The 17,247-nt window shown below is 60.5% G+C and carries 5 protein-coding genes; all 5 read right to left on the bottom strand.

Annotated elements, in window-relative coordinates:
• Positions 1–9: 9 nt before the first annotated feature.
• The 5 genes from LJD29_RS04435 to LJD29_RS04415 are packed head-to-tail and all read right to left on the bottom strand — an operon-like array spanning position 10 to position 17,242.
• Positions 10–1,419: a hypothetical protein gene (locus tag LJD29_RS04435; RefSeq protein ID WP_446744550.1), complete on the bottom strand. Its 1,410-nt coding sequence runs from the start codon at positions 1,417–1,419 to the stop codon at positions 10–12.
• 4 nt (positions 1,420–1,423) lie between these two features.
• Entirely contained in the window at positions 1,424–5,212 is a 3,789-nt protein-coding gene (locus LJD29_RS04430; RefSeq protein WP_446744549.1) for a hypothetical protein, read from the bottom strand.
• Complete coding sequence (locus LJD29_RS04425) at positions 5,209–6,090, bottom strand: hypothetical protein (RefSeq protein WP_446744548.1); 882 nt, start codon at positions 6,088–6,090, stop codon at positions 5,209–5,211. The genes LJD29_RS04430 and LJD29_RS04425 overlap by 4 nt, the downstream gene beginning before the upstream one ends.
• A complete protein-coding gene (locus LJD29_RS04420; RefSeq protein ID WP_446744547.1) occupies positions 6,087–7,688 on the bottom strand; it encodes a hypothetical protein in 1,602 nt (533 codons plus the stop codon). The genes LJD29_RS04425 and LJD29_RS04420 overlap by 4 nt, the downstream gene beginning before the upstream one ends.
• On the bottom strand, positions 7,685–17,242 hold the full coding sequence (locus LJD29_RS04415; RefSeq protein WP_446744546.1) for a DUF6603 domain-containing protein: 9,558 nt from the start codon (positions 17,240–17,242) through the stop codon (positions 7,685–7,687). Before LJD29_RS04415 ends, LJD29_RS04420 begins: the two co-directional genes overlap by 4 nt.
• Positions 17,243–17,247 lie beyond the last annotated feature (5 nt).

The raw sequence follows: 17,247 nt of genomic DNA, 5'->3' as shown, positions 1-17,247 counted from the left end.
AACAGGTGCTCAGGAGACCGAGACACCGAGTTCGCTTGTTACGGTAACCCCGCCATTGGAGGCGAGAAGAACATAGGTTGTACTTTGCTGTGGCTGAACGCTAACGGAACCGTTGCCGTTGCTATCGAACGATAGCGGCTGATTGCCAGGTTGCAGCGTAAGCGAGGTGGCATTCTTCACGAGGTAACTGATCGTCGTGCTCTGGCCGCTGGGCACAGGCGAAGGATCTGCGAGCATCACCTGAACTTCCGGGCCGGTTCCACCAAGCTGTGCGTAGGCCGGGCCGCCAGGGCCGACTGCAGTGAGCTGAATGGGGTTGCCGGTGAGGTTCAGTGAGGTGCCTGGCTGTGCGTTGAAAACGTCATAGATAACCGGCGGATTCGGGTTCTGTTGCGTGGGAAACGTGGAGTAGCGCAGGTAGAGGATGCGCATGGGCAGGTAGTCGACCGTAAGCGTTTGTTGTACCGGCCCCTGGTAGCCATACAGTGTGATGGTGTATGGCTCACTCATCGCATTGGCTGGCAGATCGGCGGAAGGGTCGAAGCTGCGCGCGTCGGAGGCCTGCACAAAAGGAGATTCATCGAGAGGCGGAGACATCGTGACCTGGGTGGCATATTGCGTGGACCACGAGGCCTGTACGAAGTCTTTGATCCGGAGCCCATGAGACGGCTTGATCTGAAAACTCTTGATCACCGGCGTGCCCAGAGTGACGGTGACTTGGTAGTCGGCTGTCTGATCATCCTGATGAACGGTGAGCGTGTAGACCGTGTTCGGTGCGTTCTGGCTGGGTGTGACGAGTGTGTTGGCGGTTCCGGCTGGATATTGCTGGTCCGTCCCGGGAGAGATCGTTACATACTGGCCGCCGATGGTGTTCCACTGCAAAACCACGGCTCGCTGCTGTCCAACAGTGCAGGGGTTGGCGAAGGCGGTGATGGAAAGCGCGTCCTGCAACAAAACAGGCAGTGCGGGGGCGTCGGCAGAGTTGCCGCCAATCACTTCCGTGACGCTGAGGGTGGCCGTGCCGGGTGTGTTAATCATCGTGGCGACAAAATTAAAGCTCACACCTTCGCTGTCGTTCAGGGTGACTGCGGCAAGAGCCCAGAACTCCAGCGTGGCGCCGTTGGGCGTTGCCTGCCATGGGTATGCCACACCCTGCGGGCTGACCGGGCTGTTCGTGAGCTGATTGAGATTGCCCAGCGTAATTGAATCCGTAATCGCCTGGATCGTAACGGGAGCGCCGCTATTGTTGGTTGCCGTAAAGGTGAAGGTCTGCAGACTGCCTACAGGTACGGCATTCGGCGTGATCGAGTAGGTGAGTACGGCCGCGCCTGACTGGTTCGAAGCGGCGATGAGAGCGGCTTCGTTCTTTGTGCGCGAACGTGCTCGAAACTTTGCGGCGGGGGCGGAACGTGTCGTCATCGGGTTACTCTCCTTGTCCGGATCCCAGGGCCTCACTGAGCGAGAGCCACCCTTCGCGCAGTGTGGGAATCGTGACAGGCAGTTCAGCGGTTGGATTTGCGGGCCGAACGGGGCCTTGTTCGCGCCAGAAAGAGACGCCGGTGCGTTCGATCCAATCCCACTTGCCGGAGGTTCCGGTGGGCAATGGCATCGTTGTTACCACGGGATCGAGGAGCAACGGCCCCATGCGGAAAGTGGCGCATAGATTGTCGAGCGCAGAGGCGACCGGACCATTCGGTAACGGTCCCGGAAACATCGGCGCTGTTCCGGAAACCGTGGTGATCTTGCCTCGTGGATCGACCAGGACGGTTGCGAAAATTTTGTCGGCTCCGCCGCATTGCAGGTAGAGCTTATTGTCGGTTTTCACATAGCCGCCTGAGCTGGACAGGGTGTTCTGCAGGCGGCTCCGGAAGCTGTCGATGTGTGCTGTCAGATTGGAGCGGCCGCTGGCGGTATTTCGCAGGGCGCGGCGGACGTAGCCCATGTCCGGCTGGTAGCCATACATGGCGTAACAACCGGAGTAATCGTCACCAACGTAGTAGCCAAAAGATCCGTTCGTGGCCAGAGCCATATCCCCGATTTGAAACGGCAGTTGCACTGTCGGGAAATTGAGGTCATTGTTCTTGCCCGTCTGCGACCAGTCTTGTTGATAGATAGGATTTCCCTGCAGGTTGCAGTAGAACGCGGTGCGTACTACGGCGATGGGCTGGCCGAGCATCACCGAGAGCCGGGCTCCGCCGGCGGACGGAAGCGCGGAGGAAGACCATAGGGTGACGTCGATGAGGTCCAGCAATTCGTCGAGCGGTTCGGTGGTCGTGAGGCCCAGGCTCAGCAGCGAGCTGACCAGCGCCTGGAGATGCCGGTTCGCGATCTGCGGTGGACTGCCGAGAGCGGCGTCGCTGCCTGGAGCGGCATCCCAGCGAAGGCTTTTGCCTGAATCGGTCACGACCTTGATGATCTCGCCCAGCGAAACGCCGGCGGAGTCGAAAACCATCAGGCTCTCGTCCAGATGATTCGGCAGCAACCAGCCGCAGATTGGGTTGGTGAGATCGGAGCTATTGCTGGCTATCGTGTCGTCGTCGCGGTCGATGAGCTGCTGGATGAGGCGTGCACCCTGCGCGACGCGCGGCACAAGCTGCATCAGGCTCTGATCCGTATTCCAGGAGGGCGGCATGAGCGACTGCGAGCGGATAGGGAGGATATTGCCTTGTCCCGCATTGCCGGGCATCACCTGGCCGAAGGCGTCCACCACCTGGAGCCTGGTGATGCGGAAGTGGCCCGCGCGCAGGGGATTGAAGATAGGAGCGACTCCGCCAGGAGTATTAGCCACCCAGGTGAGCACCCCCTCGGTCCACTTCGCGACGGTGGGATCGGTGATGGGTTGAGTCGGCATTGGAGTGCGCGACTCCATCCATGCATCGAGGCCCGTGAGGGACTGGACCATGACGTCGAGCTTGGCCATGGCTTCCACGGTGAGCTTGAGATCGCGAATCTCAAACGCCGGAATGTCCGGATCGGTGTCGAGGAAGTCGGCAATCTTGGCGGTAAGGCCATCGGGATAATTCGACGTGAGCAAAGAGCGCATCTGCATGGTGGCTGCTACCGGCGCGACAGAAGAACCGGTGTAGACAAAGTCGCTTTCAGCCAGTTGCCATGGACCATACATGCCTCCGGGCGTTGTTGCCGAAGGCATCCATTGAATTTCCCAATCGAGATAAAGCGGCGTCCATGGTGGAATCCAAGCGGCAACCGCCTGCTTGCTGGGTACGTGCACATCCAGATCGGGGAACTGCGGCAGCAGCCCGGCAGCCTCGGCAACGGTTCGCTGATCGAGGTCTTTGGCCAGGGGATTCCAGACCAGCGTTTGTTGCGTGGCGATGCGCGCTGCAAGCTGGGTAAGCTGCTCCGGGGTGGCCTGAATATTCGCTTTTGTGCATGCCATCTGGGCAAGCCAGGTGCTGTTGCCGGGATCGAGCAGAATGCTTTCGATCCACGCATCGGTGGCCTCCTTGGGCAACCCGGCGGTTGGCAGGGCTGTCACCGGCGCACTGAGCTCGGCGGCCTCGAGTGTGACCGGAGAAACGTTGGGGATAATGTTTGTGAAATCGACGATGAGGCCACCCACCGCCTGACCGGTGAAGCGGGTAAAGAGGTCTGCGCCGAGATCCTGCGGACCGTCGAGCTTGGTATCTGTGTTCGCGGAAGAAATCAGCACCACGGGATCGGTTGGATTTGTGTATTGCGTAGCGTTCGAAGCCTTGAGCTCATAGTCTTTGCCGAGCAATCCTTCAAGCGCCGTTTGCTGGCTGTCGCGCTGCGCGGTCAGGTTGGTAATTTGCTGGGCCAGCGCCGGCATGGTGGTGCCCGTAAGCTGCGTGATGTACTGCTGAATCTGCGGCTGGTAGGGTGAACCCGCGCCTTTGGCTGCCTGCAGTTTCCACCAAGCCGAGTAAAGCTCCCATCGGTCAGAACCAAATTGCTGCACGGCAGTGTCGAGCAGATTTTGAGTGGTCTGCAGCGTGCTGAGAGCCTGTGTCTGTTCAGGACTAAGAGGGATCTCCTGTGAGCCGTCGGTCTCGCTTTGATTCGCTTTGGGGAGCACGACTGTCCAGAGAGTTCCGGCGGCTGCGCGATCGAAGCGATTCTCCTGGCAGGTGAAAAGGAACTGCGACGGCTCTTTCAAATAGGTGGTGAGGGAGTCGGTCTGGAAGGCGAGTAAAAGGTTCTCCACTGCCAGCGGATCCTGCCCGGTGGATTGGAGTTGATCGCCCATGAATGCGGCGACCGCCTCTGCTGCGGTCGAACCAACTGCCACGGCCGGCACTGCGCCACCGGTGAGGATCGTGGGTTGCGGATAGGCGGTTGCCGGTCCAGTCCAGGGCAGATCGAAGACCATTCCCTGGCAAAGCGTCTGGCTGGCGTACTGGAGTTGCGCGTCTGTGGCTGGAGGAGGATTCTGTTGCGGATTGGCTTCGATCCATTCCGCGAAGGCCTGTACCGCCTGTTCCGTAAGCGTTTCGCGATCGTCGGGACTGGCCAATGCCCAACCCTGCGCGTCCATGATCGTCTGCCATTCTTCCGGGGTCGTAAAGCCTTTCCCGTCGTAGCCGTAGAGCGGGTCGGCCGCAGGCTGCGAGTACCAGCCGAGCACCGAGTAGGCGCATGTACCCGATTGGCCCACGGGATCGAAGAAACCGAAAACGTTGCCGACATTCTGGAAGACTGCGGCCCAGCTCATTTCGCCAGGACCCTGGGCTTCGAGGAAGAGTGGCGTGTCGGCTGGCGTGACCCACTGAGCAAGCGGAATCTGCCGCCCAAGATAGCCGATCTGGCCAGCGGTCAACGGGCTGGGAAAGAGATTGGTGCCACCTTCGGCAGGTGTAGGAGCAAAGTAGTCGCTCTGCACAACCCAGGCAGTGGCTACCGGCGCGGACCCCGGTGTCAGTATCTGAAAGCGGGTGACCAGCCAGCGGTTGGGACTGTAGGGAAATGTAACGTTGCCCTGGGGATCCTGATGACCGCGACGCAGCGCATAGGGAAGTGTCCAGTGGACATAAATGCCTGTGGCCGGGGGTATCGGAGCCAGTGTGAATGGCAGAGGCGCGGGGTTGAGTCCGCGTAGAAGGTTCGCGTAGTTCATCTGCACGTTGGCAAAGGTCTGCGTCTGGTTAGGAGTGCCGATCATCATGGCATCCACATGGATGGGCGTGTAGAGGCATGGGCCGCCCCAGAGCGAATTGCTATTGGTGCTCATGATGCCCCCTGCTCGAAGCTTTGCAGGCCGGCGGCCTGAACCATCTGAACCGCGTATTCCGCGGCGGTGATTGTGGATCCGGGCGCCATCAGCCCGTTCTGGAGAAGTGCGTTCTGAAGGCCAACGGCCGTGGACGCGGTTTTGACAACGCCGGGGTACGCAGTAGAAGACCGGAAGGCAACGTTCTGCTCGATATTGGGCGTGACCTGCTTGCCCGGTGTGGAACCGTTGTAGCCAAGGCTGCGAAGAAAGACATATCCCTGCGATTGGTTGAAAAAGACGCCAAAATGAAGGGTTTCCGGCGGCTCCATGACGTTGACCGTGGTCGCCACTCCCGCGAAGAGGCAAAACAGAACGCTGGGCGAGAGCCGATCCATGCGGATGAGCTTGCAGGCTTTGCCGGTGCTGTCCGTGGCCGCAACTTCGATTCCGGGCCAGCCGGAGACTGCGATCGAACGAATCAGGCAGCCGCTCCATGCAACGTTTGGAGCGGGTGGCGGCGGATCCTCCACGGCGAGGCCGCGAGCACGGGAGCGCAGGGTCATTGCGTAGCTGGGCAGCTGCTTGCCGAGCTGGCTTTCCAGCAGTCTCAGCGTGGCGATGACATCGCGGCTGGAAGAGACGCCGGCGCTGACTGCTCCTTCGACCGCGCGGTAGAGCCAGTTGGCGTCGATCACGAAAAAGCGGACCGACTCCTGCGGCAGCATGACTGGGTTAACGACGAGATACTCGAACGGTACCCCTTCGAGCGTGAAGAGTCTCGCCAACCAGTCAAGGATGACCTTTGGGACCGCTGGCGTAGCTTCCTGCTGCGGACCTGCGGCACGGGCCACAAGCGAATGGAAGCTGAGAGAAGCGCGTTGCAGGGCGCTGATCATAACTGTCTCTCTCCCGATGTTCTGCCCGGAACTGTGCCCAGTGCTTTGTGAACGAGGTTGAGCACCGGATCGCCCGGCTGCGCAAGAATGTCCTCGATGTCTGCGGAGCTAAGAGCGCCAGGCATGCGGGCCAGATCACGGTCGGTGTGTGGAATCTTGTGAGGAACAGCCCCGTCCGCGGCTGCCTGTCCTGCCTGCGCCAGGAATCCACGCAGAGCGGACCGGGCATTGGACATCAGGCCGGCGGCAGTGGCAGGCGCGCCGAGTGCAGTCACGCCGCCCGGCACCCGCAGCAGCATGCCGCTTGTAGCTTCCGCTTCGTTTTGCTGATTGGCGAGCTGTGTGCGCCATTCCGCAAGCGCTGAGCAGAAGGCGCCATTGGATAGGGCAAGCAGGCGTCCGATTTGCCAGGCGCAGGCATAGCTCATATCGAACATTCCGGTACCTGGCTGACTGTTGTCGTCCGGGCCAGGATCATAACGGATGGCGTGGTCGCTGTATTGGTAAGGGCCGCCCGGATCGATCGATGTGCCCACCGGTGTACACGGACCGCGATACCAGGAAGTGGTCTCTTCTCCGGAGCGGGTGTTGTTGAGCAGTGGCACGTAGCCCCAGCCCACCGCATGTTCGGCAATGGTCTGCGCGTCAGTTGACGCGGCAGGCCCACCGGCGGGCATGCGCAGCAGATCGATGCTCAGGTTCTGCATAATTTCAAGGAAGTCGCCCGAGGATTGCGTGCAGGGAACAGCCCAGCTCGCCAGCACACAGATGCGCACCAGCGTGCTCTCCGCTCCGCTCGGTGCTGATTGGCCATCGACCGGCAGTTGCGCGGACAGGCCTTCGAGCGAGACCAGCAACATCGTGTTAATCGTCGGGCCAGCCTGCGTGCCTGCCATGAGCAGGCGCTCGCCCACCACCACGGAGAAATAGCCGTCCTCATCGAGGCCAAGGATCTCTTTGCCGTCGGTGTTCACTTCGCGGGCATGCGCGAGATAAGGCAGATCGGCAAGCGTAGGAGCGATGCCCCAGAACGTGCTCTGCGGCAACTCGATGTAGAGCAGCGGTTGACTGAGCTGGTCCGCGGTGAATTCAGTCGCGGGAATGTCCGGAACAATGACTCCACTGGCCGGGGCGAGGAACGCGCTGAGCGGGCCCTGCTGCACGGGAATGGGATTGGACTGATAAACGAGGTCAGCGGGGTATAGAGTCAGCAGCGCCATCCATGTTGGCGGCACGACCCCAGGCTGCGGAGACGACCCGTCGATGGAGCGCGCCCACGGCAGCGTGCGCGCGCGCAGCACTGCGTGGGGAATGACTTCGTTGTATACACCGGCGAGGTTGGCAGGCGGATAGACCTGCTGCACTGTATTGGGCTCCAGCAGGAAACGCGGGCCGGTGATGGAAAACTGCTGCGTGCTCAGATACGTGGGCGGATTGCCGGTTTGTCCCGCGAGCTGTATTGGCAGCGTTGCGGCGAGTTGATAATCGAGTGCGGGCAGAGGTGGCAGAATGGCCTGGTAGAACTGCACCTGACCGGGCTGCAGGGGAGCTCCATCGGCAGCCATGGCGATATTGCCCTTGCGGATTGGGCGGCTCACTTGGTAACTCCCTTCACGCCAGAGACCGGTGCGGAGCTGTCGGGCTGCTGGCTCACCGATTGTTGAGGAATGTTGACGGACACCGTGCTCCACTCTGTCTGGTCCAACGTGGGCGGAATTCCGTCGACCAGGCCGGTCAGGCCTGGCCAGAGACGAGCCACCTGTCCCGGAGGAGCGCTGATACCCCAGACACCTTCGAGCTGATACTCGATGCTGCCCGGAACAAGCACCGCGAGCCATGCTTCGACCGTGCCCGCGGGCACGTTGAAGACGAGGATGCAACCGTCCGTGGCAGAAAGAACCTGCTGAGGGGCGAACGAGAATTCATACGTGGGCTGCCACGGTTCCGCTGTCCACGCCAGGCTGATGTTTGTTTTGCCGGCGGCCTCCGCCGTGATGTTACGGAGACAGACTGCGACCGACCCTGACGGCCCGATCATTGCCCCTGCAAGCATCGTTTCCACCCATCCCGGAACATTCCTGCCGCCGATATGTACCGTGTTGTTGCGGAGAATGCAGGCGCCATCGACTGATCCGTGGCAGGTATGACGACGATCCTGCATGCGGGCCGGCGTGGCCTGCGGACGAACCAGGCAGGCGTCGCCGATGAAGCTGTAACGGCCCACCTGCGTGAGTGTGCTGGAGAGTTGCCAGCCAACCGTCTTATCCGATTGCACGGTGCGACGGCTTTCGCCGCTCATCACGGCATGCGAGATATCGGAGGGCAACGTAACGTTGTTGCCGGGCTCCACTAGATTTGCACCGACCAGCTCGTCATATGCGTTCAATGCCCAGACTCTTACGGGGATATTTCCTGAAACGCTTGCGATTGCCTTAGCTCCGGCAGGAAGGCTGGTTTCGACGAGCAAGGCTGCACCAGGGGCCACACTGAGCCGCTCTCCCACCGGTTCTGAAGCGTTGCCGGTCTGCGGCATTTGTGCTCGCAGCAGCGACAGGTTGGAATTGGGCACACCGGAGCGAAGTGGACCAATCCACCGGCCGGTCTGTCGTGCCACCGGCATCTGAAGGCGCATCCCTTCCTCGCCGCCCCGGCTGCGAACTTTGCGAACGGCCTGATTGCCGGGCCAGGAGTTGCGATAAATGCCGCCGATGAGCTGGATGGATGCCGGCGTCTGCGGCGTAACGGTTTGAGACTTCGTCGCTGCGGCAAGTTGCGGCGCCGATCCGATGGTCGCTGGCGCCGGCGCGGAGTCGACTCCTACCGGAGCGAGATAGGGTGGCGCCTGAAAAAGAGCGTCCGCATACGCAGCGATGACCGGGAGTTGAGGGTTCTTTAAGACATTCATCCCCATGCCTTCCAGTGCCGCCAGCACCTGGTTACGCATGTCGATAACCGCTGGCGCCATGACGGTTTCGCTCAACCGCTGCAAGGCGCCGCTTTGTGTATTGGCTGGCGGAGCTGTCCATTGCGGCTGATTCGGAAAGCTGCGTGGCGTGGCCGGAGCAAAGGCAAACGCCTGTTGCAAGGGAATGGGGCCGATTGGATTGCTGTAGGTGAAATCGACACCGGAGACGGTAAGGCCAACGCAGGCTCCGGCGATACTGAAGGGCGCAGTAGGCGGCGAGTCGAGGTTGAGTGCGCCCTGACCCCAGAGGGCCATGGGCGCATCGTTGCTGAGTATGCCGAGCGTGAGGGTGGTTTCGCTGAGCGTCAGCGGTATCCATGTACTCGTTGGAGCGTTCCAGGAGGAAAGCGTGACGGAAAGCGGCGTGGTAGCGGAAGACAGGTTCATCGGGCGGACGCCCATGGGTTTGCCGCTAGCCTGCGCCACTCCGTTGAGCTGCAGGGATGTGGCTGGCACCGCCGTGCTGACCTGGATCTGCCAGTTGGCCATGGTCAGGGCCCACGCATTGGGTTGTCCGTTGGCTCCATTACCCGCAGGCCCGGAGAGCGCACCGGCGCTTGCGCTGAGTGTCAGGACCGCGCCCGGAGGCTGAGGATCTTCGCTCTCGATCCCGCTATGTACAGACGTGTCCGCAGGCGGCAGGAAGGCGTTTGCGAAATCGTCCCAGGTACCCAGTGGCTGGGTCTGGAGATTCTTGTTCTGGTCGCCGATGGGGATCGTGAACGAGATCACATACCAGTTGATTTCCGCATATCCGGCGGTCTCAGGTCCCCAGATGTGAAGCGCCGCTCCGAGCGAGGCGGAGATCGTGATGGAAATTCCCAGAATCTCGGTATGGAAAGCCACGCCGATGGAGACCTCGACAGAGATGTCGTAATAGAAAGGTTTCCACTGGATGAGGAAGTCAGCACCTGCGTTGAGCCATGCGCGGATCGGGCCAAGTGTGAAGGCCACCTGCAGATAACCGCCCGCCATGATGGCCGTGGGAGTGAGCGCGAAATAGGCTCCGCCAGCGATCTTCAGCTCGCCTGCGGAGACCGACACCGGCCATGTGAAGCCGAGGCGTGGGACCTCAGGATATTGCGGCGGCTTGCTGAAGAGCGGGTTGTAGCCGCCCAGGGTAAGCACGAAGTCGCCTGAAAACCAGAGAATGAATGCGAATCCTCCGGTAAGCCTGCAGGGTGGAGCCAGTAAATAAGAGTTCGGAGTAAGCTGCGCCTGCACGGCGATGTAGCCCTCGTCGGGACGGAACGAGATCAGGATGCCAAGCTCCATGTAGGCGAGCGTCAGCGGGCTCCTTGGCGGTAGCGCGGCCGAGGTTACGCCTACCAGGTCCAGCTCGAAGCCCTTGCCGAACTTCACAAAGAGCAGCGCAAAGGTATTCAGCAGCTCGAAGCTGGTGAACTTGATCCCGGCGGCGACCCAGTACGCGCCGATTTCCGGAGGAACGATGTTTGAAATCTGGGTGAGCACAGTCGCGGGATCATCCGAAGTGAAGTAGCTCGGATCGGTGGCTCCCATGACAAATGGGAACGTGGAGATATCGCCGACTGCGGGAATGAGGATGTTCCGGTTGTAACCAAACCCGGCGGCAAGTCCGGTAATGAAGAACGCAGGCGGCCCGCCGAGCGGAGCATTGAGGTTCACGAAGATGAAGAGTGATGCGGCCGTGGGGCAGTCTCCACCTGCCTGCTGGCAGCCGGGCAGCGACGCGTTTACCGGAACCACCGCGTAAGAGCCGATTGCGTTGAAGGTGAAGCTGGCGCAGCTCAGCGTCGCGGTTCCGGTATATTGCAGCGGATTGGTCTGTTTGAGGAAACCGCCTGCAATGGCGACCGGGCCATTGTTGAAGGTCACATCAAGGCCGGCAAGATCGAGCTGGTATTGCGTGTAGTCAGTGGGCGCAAAAACATTGAAGCTGACAGTGAGCTTTTTAACCGCGACACCCAACCCCGCGAGATTGAGGTTTCCATCGAAGCCCACGCCCGCGGTTTGTGGGGAGATCCATTTGACGCCCAGTAGATTGACATGGATCGGTCCGAATCCGCTTTGCACGGGGAACCAGAGCTCCTGTGCCACCTGCCCGCCCTGCAGCAGTTCCACGACGGATTTACCGGTTCCATTGTTCGAGACATAACCTGCCTGGAACGAGAATGGCGGATTGGCAGCGTTTCCTTCCGTGCCTGCGCCGCCGTCAGAAGAGCCGGACCCGAGCAGATTCTGCGCTACCGGATTCCCCCCCGAGCCGATGGACTGCGGAGAAAGCGAGATGCCAATGTCCGCAATCGTGACCTCGCCACCCCACACGTTAGGCGTGCCACCTTTGGCAAAATCGAACAGCAGCAGGCCGCGTGGTTGAATTGCCCGCACGGTGAAGCGGCTTAGATCGATCAGGGGCGCCTTGTTGCGTCCTACAAAGTCCACTCCGATGTTGACTAACTGCAGCAGGAGCTTCTCGAAGTAAATGCCGTTCTCATCGATCGGGACAAAGACATTCAGTCCGGCATGCAGGCCGGTTGGGCCGCCGGCAGCGGTGATCCAGGCGGAGTCCGATGCTCCGAGCTGGAAGACGAAGTTGGGCGCGACGTCGAGGCTCAGGTTCTGCGCGGCAATCATGATGCCGTAATTGCTCGACCCCGCCTCGTTGGGACCAATCCAGACCTGACCTTTCGCACCGAAGTCCAGAATCTTGACCTGTACCGAGAGAAGCGCTTTCAGGAGATTGGCCAGGAATGCGCTCACTGTCAGGCTGCTCAGCGCGGCGAAGGTTTGTAACAGGTAGAGATTTTCGTTCTTGACCAGCAGTCCGGATGCGACGAGGACTGTTCCCGGCGTGGTGGTGCTGAAGAGGGAGCTATCCAGCCAGCCCTTGACCGTGGATTGGTTCAGCATGACAAGCGAGAGATAACGCGGAACCACCTGCGTGAAGACATCTAACAGCCATGCTTCTACCTCCTGCTCAAGGTTTTGAGGGTTGGAGAAAAATTGCGGCAGTAATTCGACGTAAAGATCGCTTTGCGTGCTGGGCGTGCCCATGGGATCGAAGCCGGCAGTGAACTTCTGGTTGGCGAATCCCATCGAGAGCAACGGCATATTCGTTTCACCCTTGATGGGAATACCGATGCCCAGCCCGAAAGAAAACTCGGGACCGCCGGTAATGGCTCCTGTGGCGGGATCGTAAGGCAGGGCTAGGCCCGTAGGCGCGACGGAGAGCTGTACCGCAAGGTTTGAAGGCATCGTGATGGATGCCCATACTCCCAGGGTGTTGCCCTGCGCTCCCGCTTGCAGCGAGAGTGGCAAAGATTGCGAGGGGATGTAGCTGACCAGCCCTCCGCTGGAGGTGACGCTGTTGCCCAGGGCAAGCTGTAGAAGAGCTACGACGGCTTGCGCGGTCTGCGTCATGTTCGTCGCAGTCAACCTCTGGCCGAGCCAGTTGAGCGCGGCGGTTTCGAGATCGTCCAGCGTGCCTCCAGAAGCGACCAGGGCACTTAACAGGGCGCTCACGTTGAGATTCGTACCAGCCGTCTGCATGGCTGTGGCGAACGCGGCTGCGCCGTTCTCTGAGAGAGCCTGCAGGAGCTGAGTCGTGAGTTGTGGAACGATTTGAGCGGCGGCATACGATGCCAGAGTGCTCAGCAGTTGCTGCCAGCCGGTAAAAGGCACCAGTTGCAGGACCGCAGGTGGATCGCCGCTCAACGTTACCGAGAGCAGGAATGCTTTGTCGTAGCCGGTTGTCACGCTGAGTGATGGCGATTTGATCGCCATCGTGACGGTGCCGCCAAATCCCGGTTGGAAATCCGGTCCAAGCGACAGGTTGAAGACAAGACCCGTGACGGAAGCGGCCCCTCCTGCAACAGGGATCGTACCGGTGATGCTGGGCGAGATCACAACCTGGTTTGTGGCCTTGTCTGCGGTGAGTGCAATCTGCAGGTTGTATGGCAATGCTCCTAGTTGGATACCGTTTGCGATCTGCTGAATCGTGGGCTTTGTGCCGGTAACGTTGGGAACCTGCAGGAGCAGCTTGTTCAGTTGCGGGATGTTGAGCTTGCCATCCGCGCCGAGAACGGCGTCACTTAACAGCCAGCCAAGCGGATCCTCGAACAGACCCAGCAGGGCCTTGGTGTGCCATGTGCCGTCCTGATCCTGTTCAGCGATGCCGAGGATGGCGAAGAGTGCCTGCACCAGCGTGTATTTCTGTAACAGTTGCGGATCGATGACCTGAGAAATCATGATCGACAGCGCGTAGAACGGTGCAACCGTAGCGAAAGCGTTGACAAATTCTGTGCTGTTGAATGGCCATATCTTAAGCGGAGCGGGAGCAGGCTGTGTGCCGTCGCCGAAGGTGATAAATTGCGTGATCGCAAAGTCGCCGGAGAAGTTGCCCGTCAGTGTCGGTGCGAAACCGATGCCGATCTGCGGATTGTAGAGCGTCATGGCCAGGCTGAAGCTCTGCGCTCCTGCATTGAGCGCCACGCGCAGCACACCCGAAACCTCCAGCATGGTTCCGGCAGAAACCGAGCCGGGCGGCAACGTGATCTGCACCACCGGGCCGGAGAATACTTGTAGCTGAAATTTGCTGAAGGTTATAACGCCACTGCTTTGTTGCAGCGAGGCCAGTAGCGCAGCGAGCCGTACTTCGTCGGCCAGCAGAGCTGCAAAGGCTGTCTGCACATAAACAACCGGGTGCGAGAAGAGCGCAACGTAGTTCGAGGGAATGACGACATATCCCGCTTCCTTGGACCGTGTGAGTCCCATTGCTGCGAGAAAATCCAGCACGCTTGCCGGAATCGTCGGCAGCGTAACTCCTGTGAGCTGTTGCAGGATGGTCAGGAAGCTCGACTGCGTGGCAGGATCGGCAGCCAGTGCGATCAGCCGGTCCTTGCAGAAGCTAAGTGGATCAGCAAGCAGGCCGCGCCACCCTGCAGGGTTGATGCCCAGCTGCTGCCCCGCCTCGTTGGGCAGCGCCAGCCCCATGGTAGCCAGCAGATTGTAGGCGGTGCGAAAAGGCTCCATGGTTACAGCGGTTGGCAGCACCACCTGCAGGCCGAGGCGGAATGCGTCCTGCACAAGCTGCGGCGTGAGCGAGCCGGGGTCAGCCAGATTCGCAACCGGAACAGCACTTTGTCCCGGTAATGTGAGATTGAACAGCAGGAACGTAGGGGTGACCGTTACCTGCGGCGCGGAGAAGGTTCCGCTGATTCCAACCGCTGCGCCAACCACGAGCCAGTCAAGTGAGGTGCCGTCCGCCGTCGGTGGCAGGAGTTGGCCGCCAGGGTTGGCCATTTTGCAGGTGACGCTAAGACCGGGAACGCCCGCAACAACAACCGGCGCGCCGGTTGACAGGGTTACGTTGAGCAGGCGGACAACGATGCTGCTGGTGCATTGCACGGAGCTCGAGACATTGAGCACGCCGTAGTTATCAAGCCCGATGCCCGCTGTGCCTGCGGTCCCATCCGACCAGATGGCCATGCCAATGTTGGCCGGCAGGCCAAGTGGCACGTGGAAAGGATCTTCGAGCGTACCCGAGCCGGGAATTGCAGGCACCGTTGCCGAGTTCGATGAGGCCCAGGCGAGCAGCTGCAGCGCCGCTTGCAGATTTGCCGGCGTGCTGAAGATGCCCACGAGCTGCGTGCGCAGAATCTGAAATGGATCGTTGAAACTGGTGACCGTCAGCGTCGGCATGCTGCCGGGCCAGGTAAGCCCCTCAGGCATCAACGGGCCGAGGTTCGGTAAGAGGCCGAGAATGCCCGCGAAGGCGAGTCCTGCGCGATCGTTGGCCTGCATTGTCGCCAGTCCGAGCACGCCGACCAGGATCTGTCCGAAGGTCGCGGCCTGTTGCAACACCAGATCTTCAAGGCTTTGTCCCTGCGTGTAGACCATGTTCTGGCCGACAGGGTAGCTGTGGCCTCCGGAGATGAGCGCAGGCTGCCCAACCTCCATCGACCATGACCATCCGCTGTAGGGACTCCAACCCATCTGCGCGCTGCTCGCGCTCACGGAGATGGATGTGCCGCATACGGCGGGCGAGGTATAGCCGTCAGGCAGCGAAAGCGAGAGGCCAAGACCGGGAAGAATTTGCGGCGCACAACTGACCGCGCCGTTAGCCAGCGAGAGATCCAGCGCCAGCAATTCGAGGGACAGGATGAGATTGACGTTGAGACCGGCCGTGGGCACGAGCTGCAGTCCAAGGTCGATGCCAAGAACCAATCGGTCCGCTCCGTTTGGCTGAGGTGCGGTGTAGGCAATCACGTCCGCGACCAGAGTGCCCGGATCGGTCAGCGAAGCCTTCCATGGATCGAGTGGCGAACCGGTTCCAGTTACTGACGGCGTCGCGACTTGCGTGAGAGCCTGCAGCAGCGTTGCCATCTCGCGCAGCATGTAAAAGAAAGGAGCCTGGCTGCCGATCGTGGCCGTCGAGTTGACGATGTTGTAGTAGTACGTCGCCATGGCCTGCACGGGATTTTGCACCGAGTTGAATAGCTGCGTAGCGCTCAGTGGCGGATCGAGATTCGCAGGCCAGGTGTTGCCCGTTCCCACACCCGGTGGCACCACGCCCAGCAGTGCGGCAAGCGCATAAGATGGGGTGCCAGCTGAATCGGCCGTGATGCCGAACATCTGTTGCAACGCGCTGTTGATCAGGCCTGCCACCACGGTCTGGGTTTCCTGCAGGACCTTCATGGGCTGCAGCAGATCGAGTGCGAGAAATGTTCCGGCGGGCGTATCGAGGCCGGTCAATGTGAATGAGGGAACGACATTCAGCTGACCGTTCGCGTAGCCAATGCGCAGTCCGGCAACGAGGGAGCCAAAGGTGTATTGCTGCCCGGCGATGGATCCTGAAAACAGTGGATTGTTGACGCCGCTCGTCTCTCCGAACCCAACCAGCATCATGGTCGATGCGAAGGCAAGGTTGGTGGGATCGCCGCTTACTCCGCCCAGCGACAGATTGAACTGCGCGAGCTCCAGATCGGCAGCCATCTGGAGTGCCGCCTGCGATGTCCCGAGCTGTACCTTGGAGGAGCGAAACGCCAGACCCGGATAAAACGTTCGCGAGCCATCCTTGTTCACAAGGGTGGCGAACTGGAAAGACAATGCGCCAACGGAATTGCTCAGAATTGCGATGTTCCAGGGATTCTCGCGTGTTCCCGACCCAGTTGCCGCGCTCGGCGTTAAACCTTCGAGCCCCTGGATGGACGCGAGCCATGCTCCCATAACATCCGGAGTTGAGAGTAGTGCGCTAAACCAGTTTTTAAAGGGTTGCGCCGGATTACCACCGTTGATTGCCGCGGTGATCATCTCGTCCCAGCGCAGCAACGGCATGACCGCATCGGGAAAGAGCGTCTGGACCGCCTGCGGCAGTACAGGCGACATTCCGAGCACAGGCAGCACGTAGCCGAGCTGAGGGTTATCGGGCGTACCCAACGCGTCCGACATGGCTGCCACAAAGATCGTGGAGACCGTGGCCAGAATCTGCGTGCCCGTGAGTTGTTCCAGGTCGGACAGAGAGCGGTCCTTCGGTTCGCTCTCGCCCGGGAGCTGCAGACCCACGGCCTCAAGCGAGATGGATGCCGAAGCATCAGGCAGTAATGCCAGGCTTCCGGTTAAACGCATTCCCGCAAGCTGCAGCCCATATGCGTTGATCAATGGAGTAGAAGAAGCTGTCTCAATGCCGACAGTGAGCGGAGCACTATCCTGCCCGATGATGAGTTCGTAAGAGGCATTTCCAACCTGAAGGATGGGCAGCAACCCCCAGGCACGAATGGCGAAGGTGTCTCCGAGAGGCCAGTTGTAGTTGATGCCAAGGCTGAAGATTGAAAGGGCACCGGTAGTCTGCGAGACAAGATACAGGCCGGTGGGCTGTCCGGTGGATGGATTGAGGATCGGGTACCAGGTGCCGAGATTGCGCGTGTTCTCGAGCGGAATGCCCAGAGCTGTGCCTCCCAGGCTGCCCAGCAAGGCCGCGATCAGATCGGCGAGTTGCGGACCGTTTGTGGTGAGGGACAGCTGCGTGGCGCCAAGCGGATCGGCGAACCAGGCTGTATTGAGCAAATAGGTATCGACACCCTCACCAGGCTGAAGGAGCCCGACGGCCAGTCCCAGCTTGGCCACCGTAGGATCGAGTCCGCTGATCTCGATCGGAGAATTGTCTCCGGCGCCGATGTCGGCGTATCGAATGGTTTGCGTACCCATAGTCA

It is taken from the genome of Silvibacterium acidisoli, from assembly GCA_022870745.1.
Classification (GTDB): domain Bacteria; phylum Acidobacteriota; class Terriglobia; order Terriglobales; family Acidobacteriaceae; genus Silvibacterium.
This window is presented reverse-complemented; position numbering and strand designations above follow the sequence as displayed.

Bases quoted from the DNA above. Each gene is read 5' to 3' on its own strand.
- LJD29_RS04435 (WP_446744550.1), bottom strand. From the start codon at position 1,419: ATGACGACACGTTCCGCCCCCGCCGCAAAGTTTCGAGCACGTTCGCGC.
- LJD29_RS04425 (WP_446744548.1), bottom strand. From the start codon at position 6,090: ATGATCAGCGCCCTGCAACGCGCTTCTCTCAGCTTCCATTCGCTTGTG.
- LJD29_RS04415 (WP_446744546.1), bottom strand. From the start codon at position 17,242: ATGGGTACGCAAACCATTCGATACGCCGACATCGGCGCCGGAGACAAT.
- LJD29_RS04430 (WP_446744549.1), bottom strand. From the start codon at position 5,212: ATGAGCACCAATAGCAATTCGCTCTGGGGCGGCCCATGCCTCTACACG.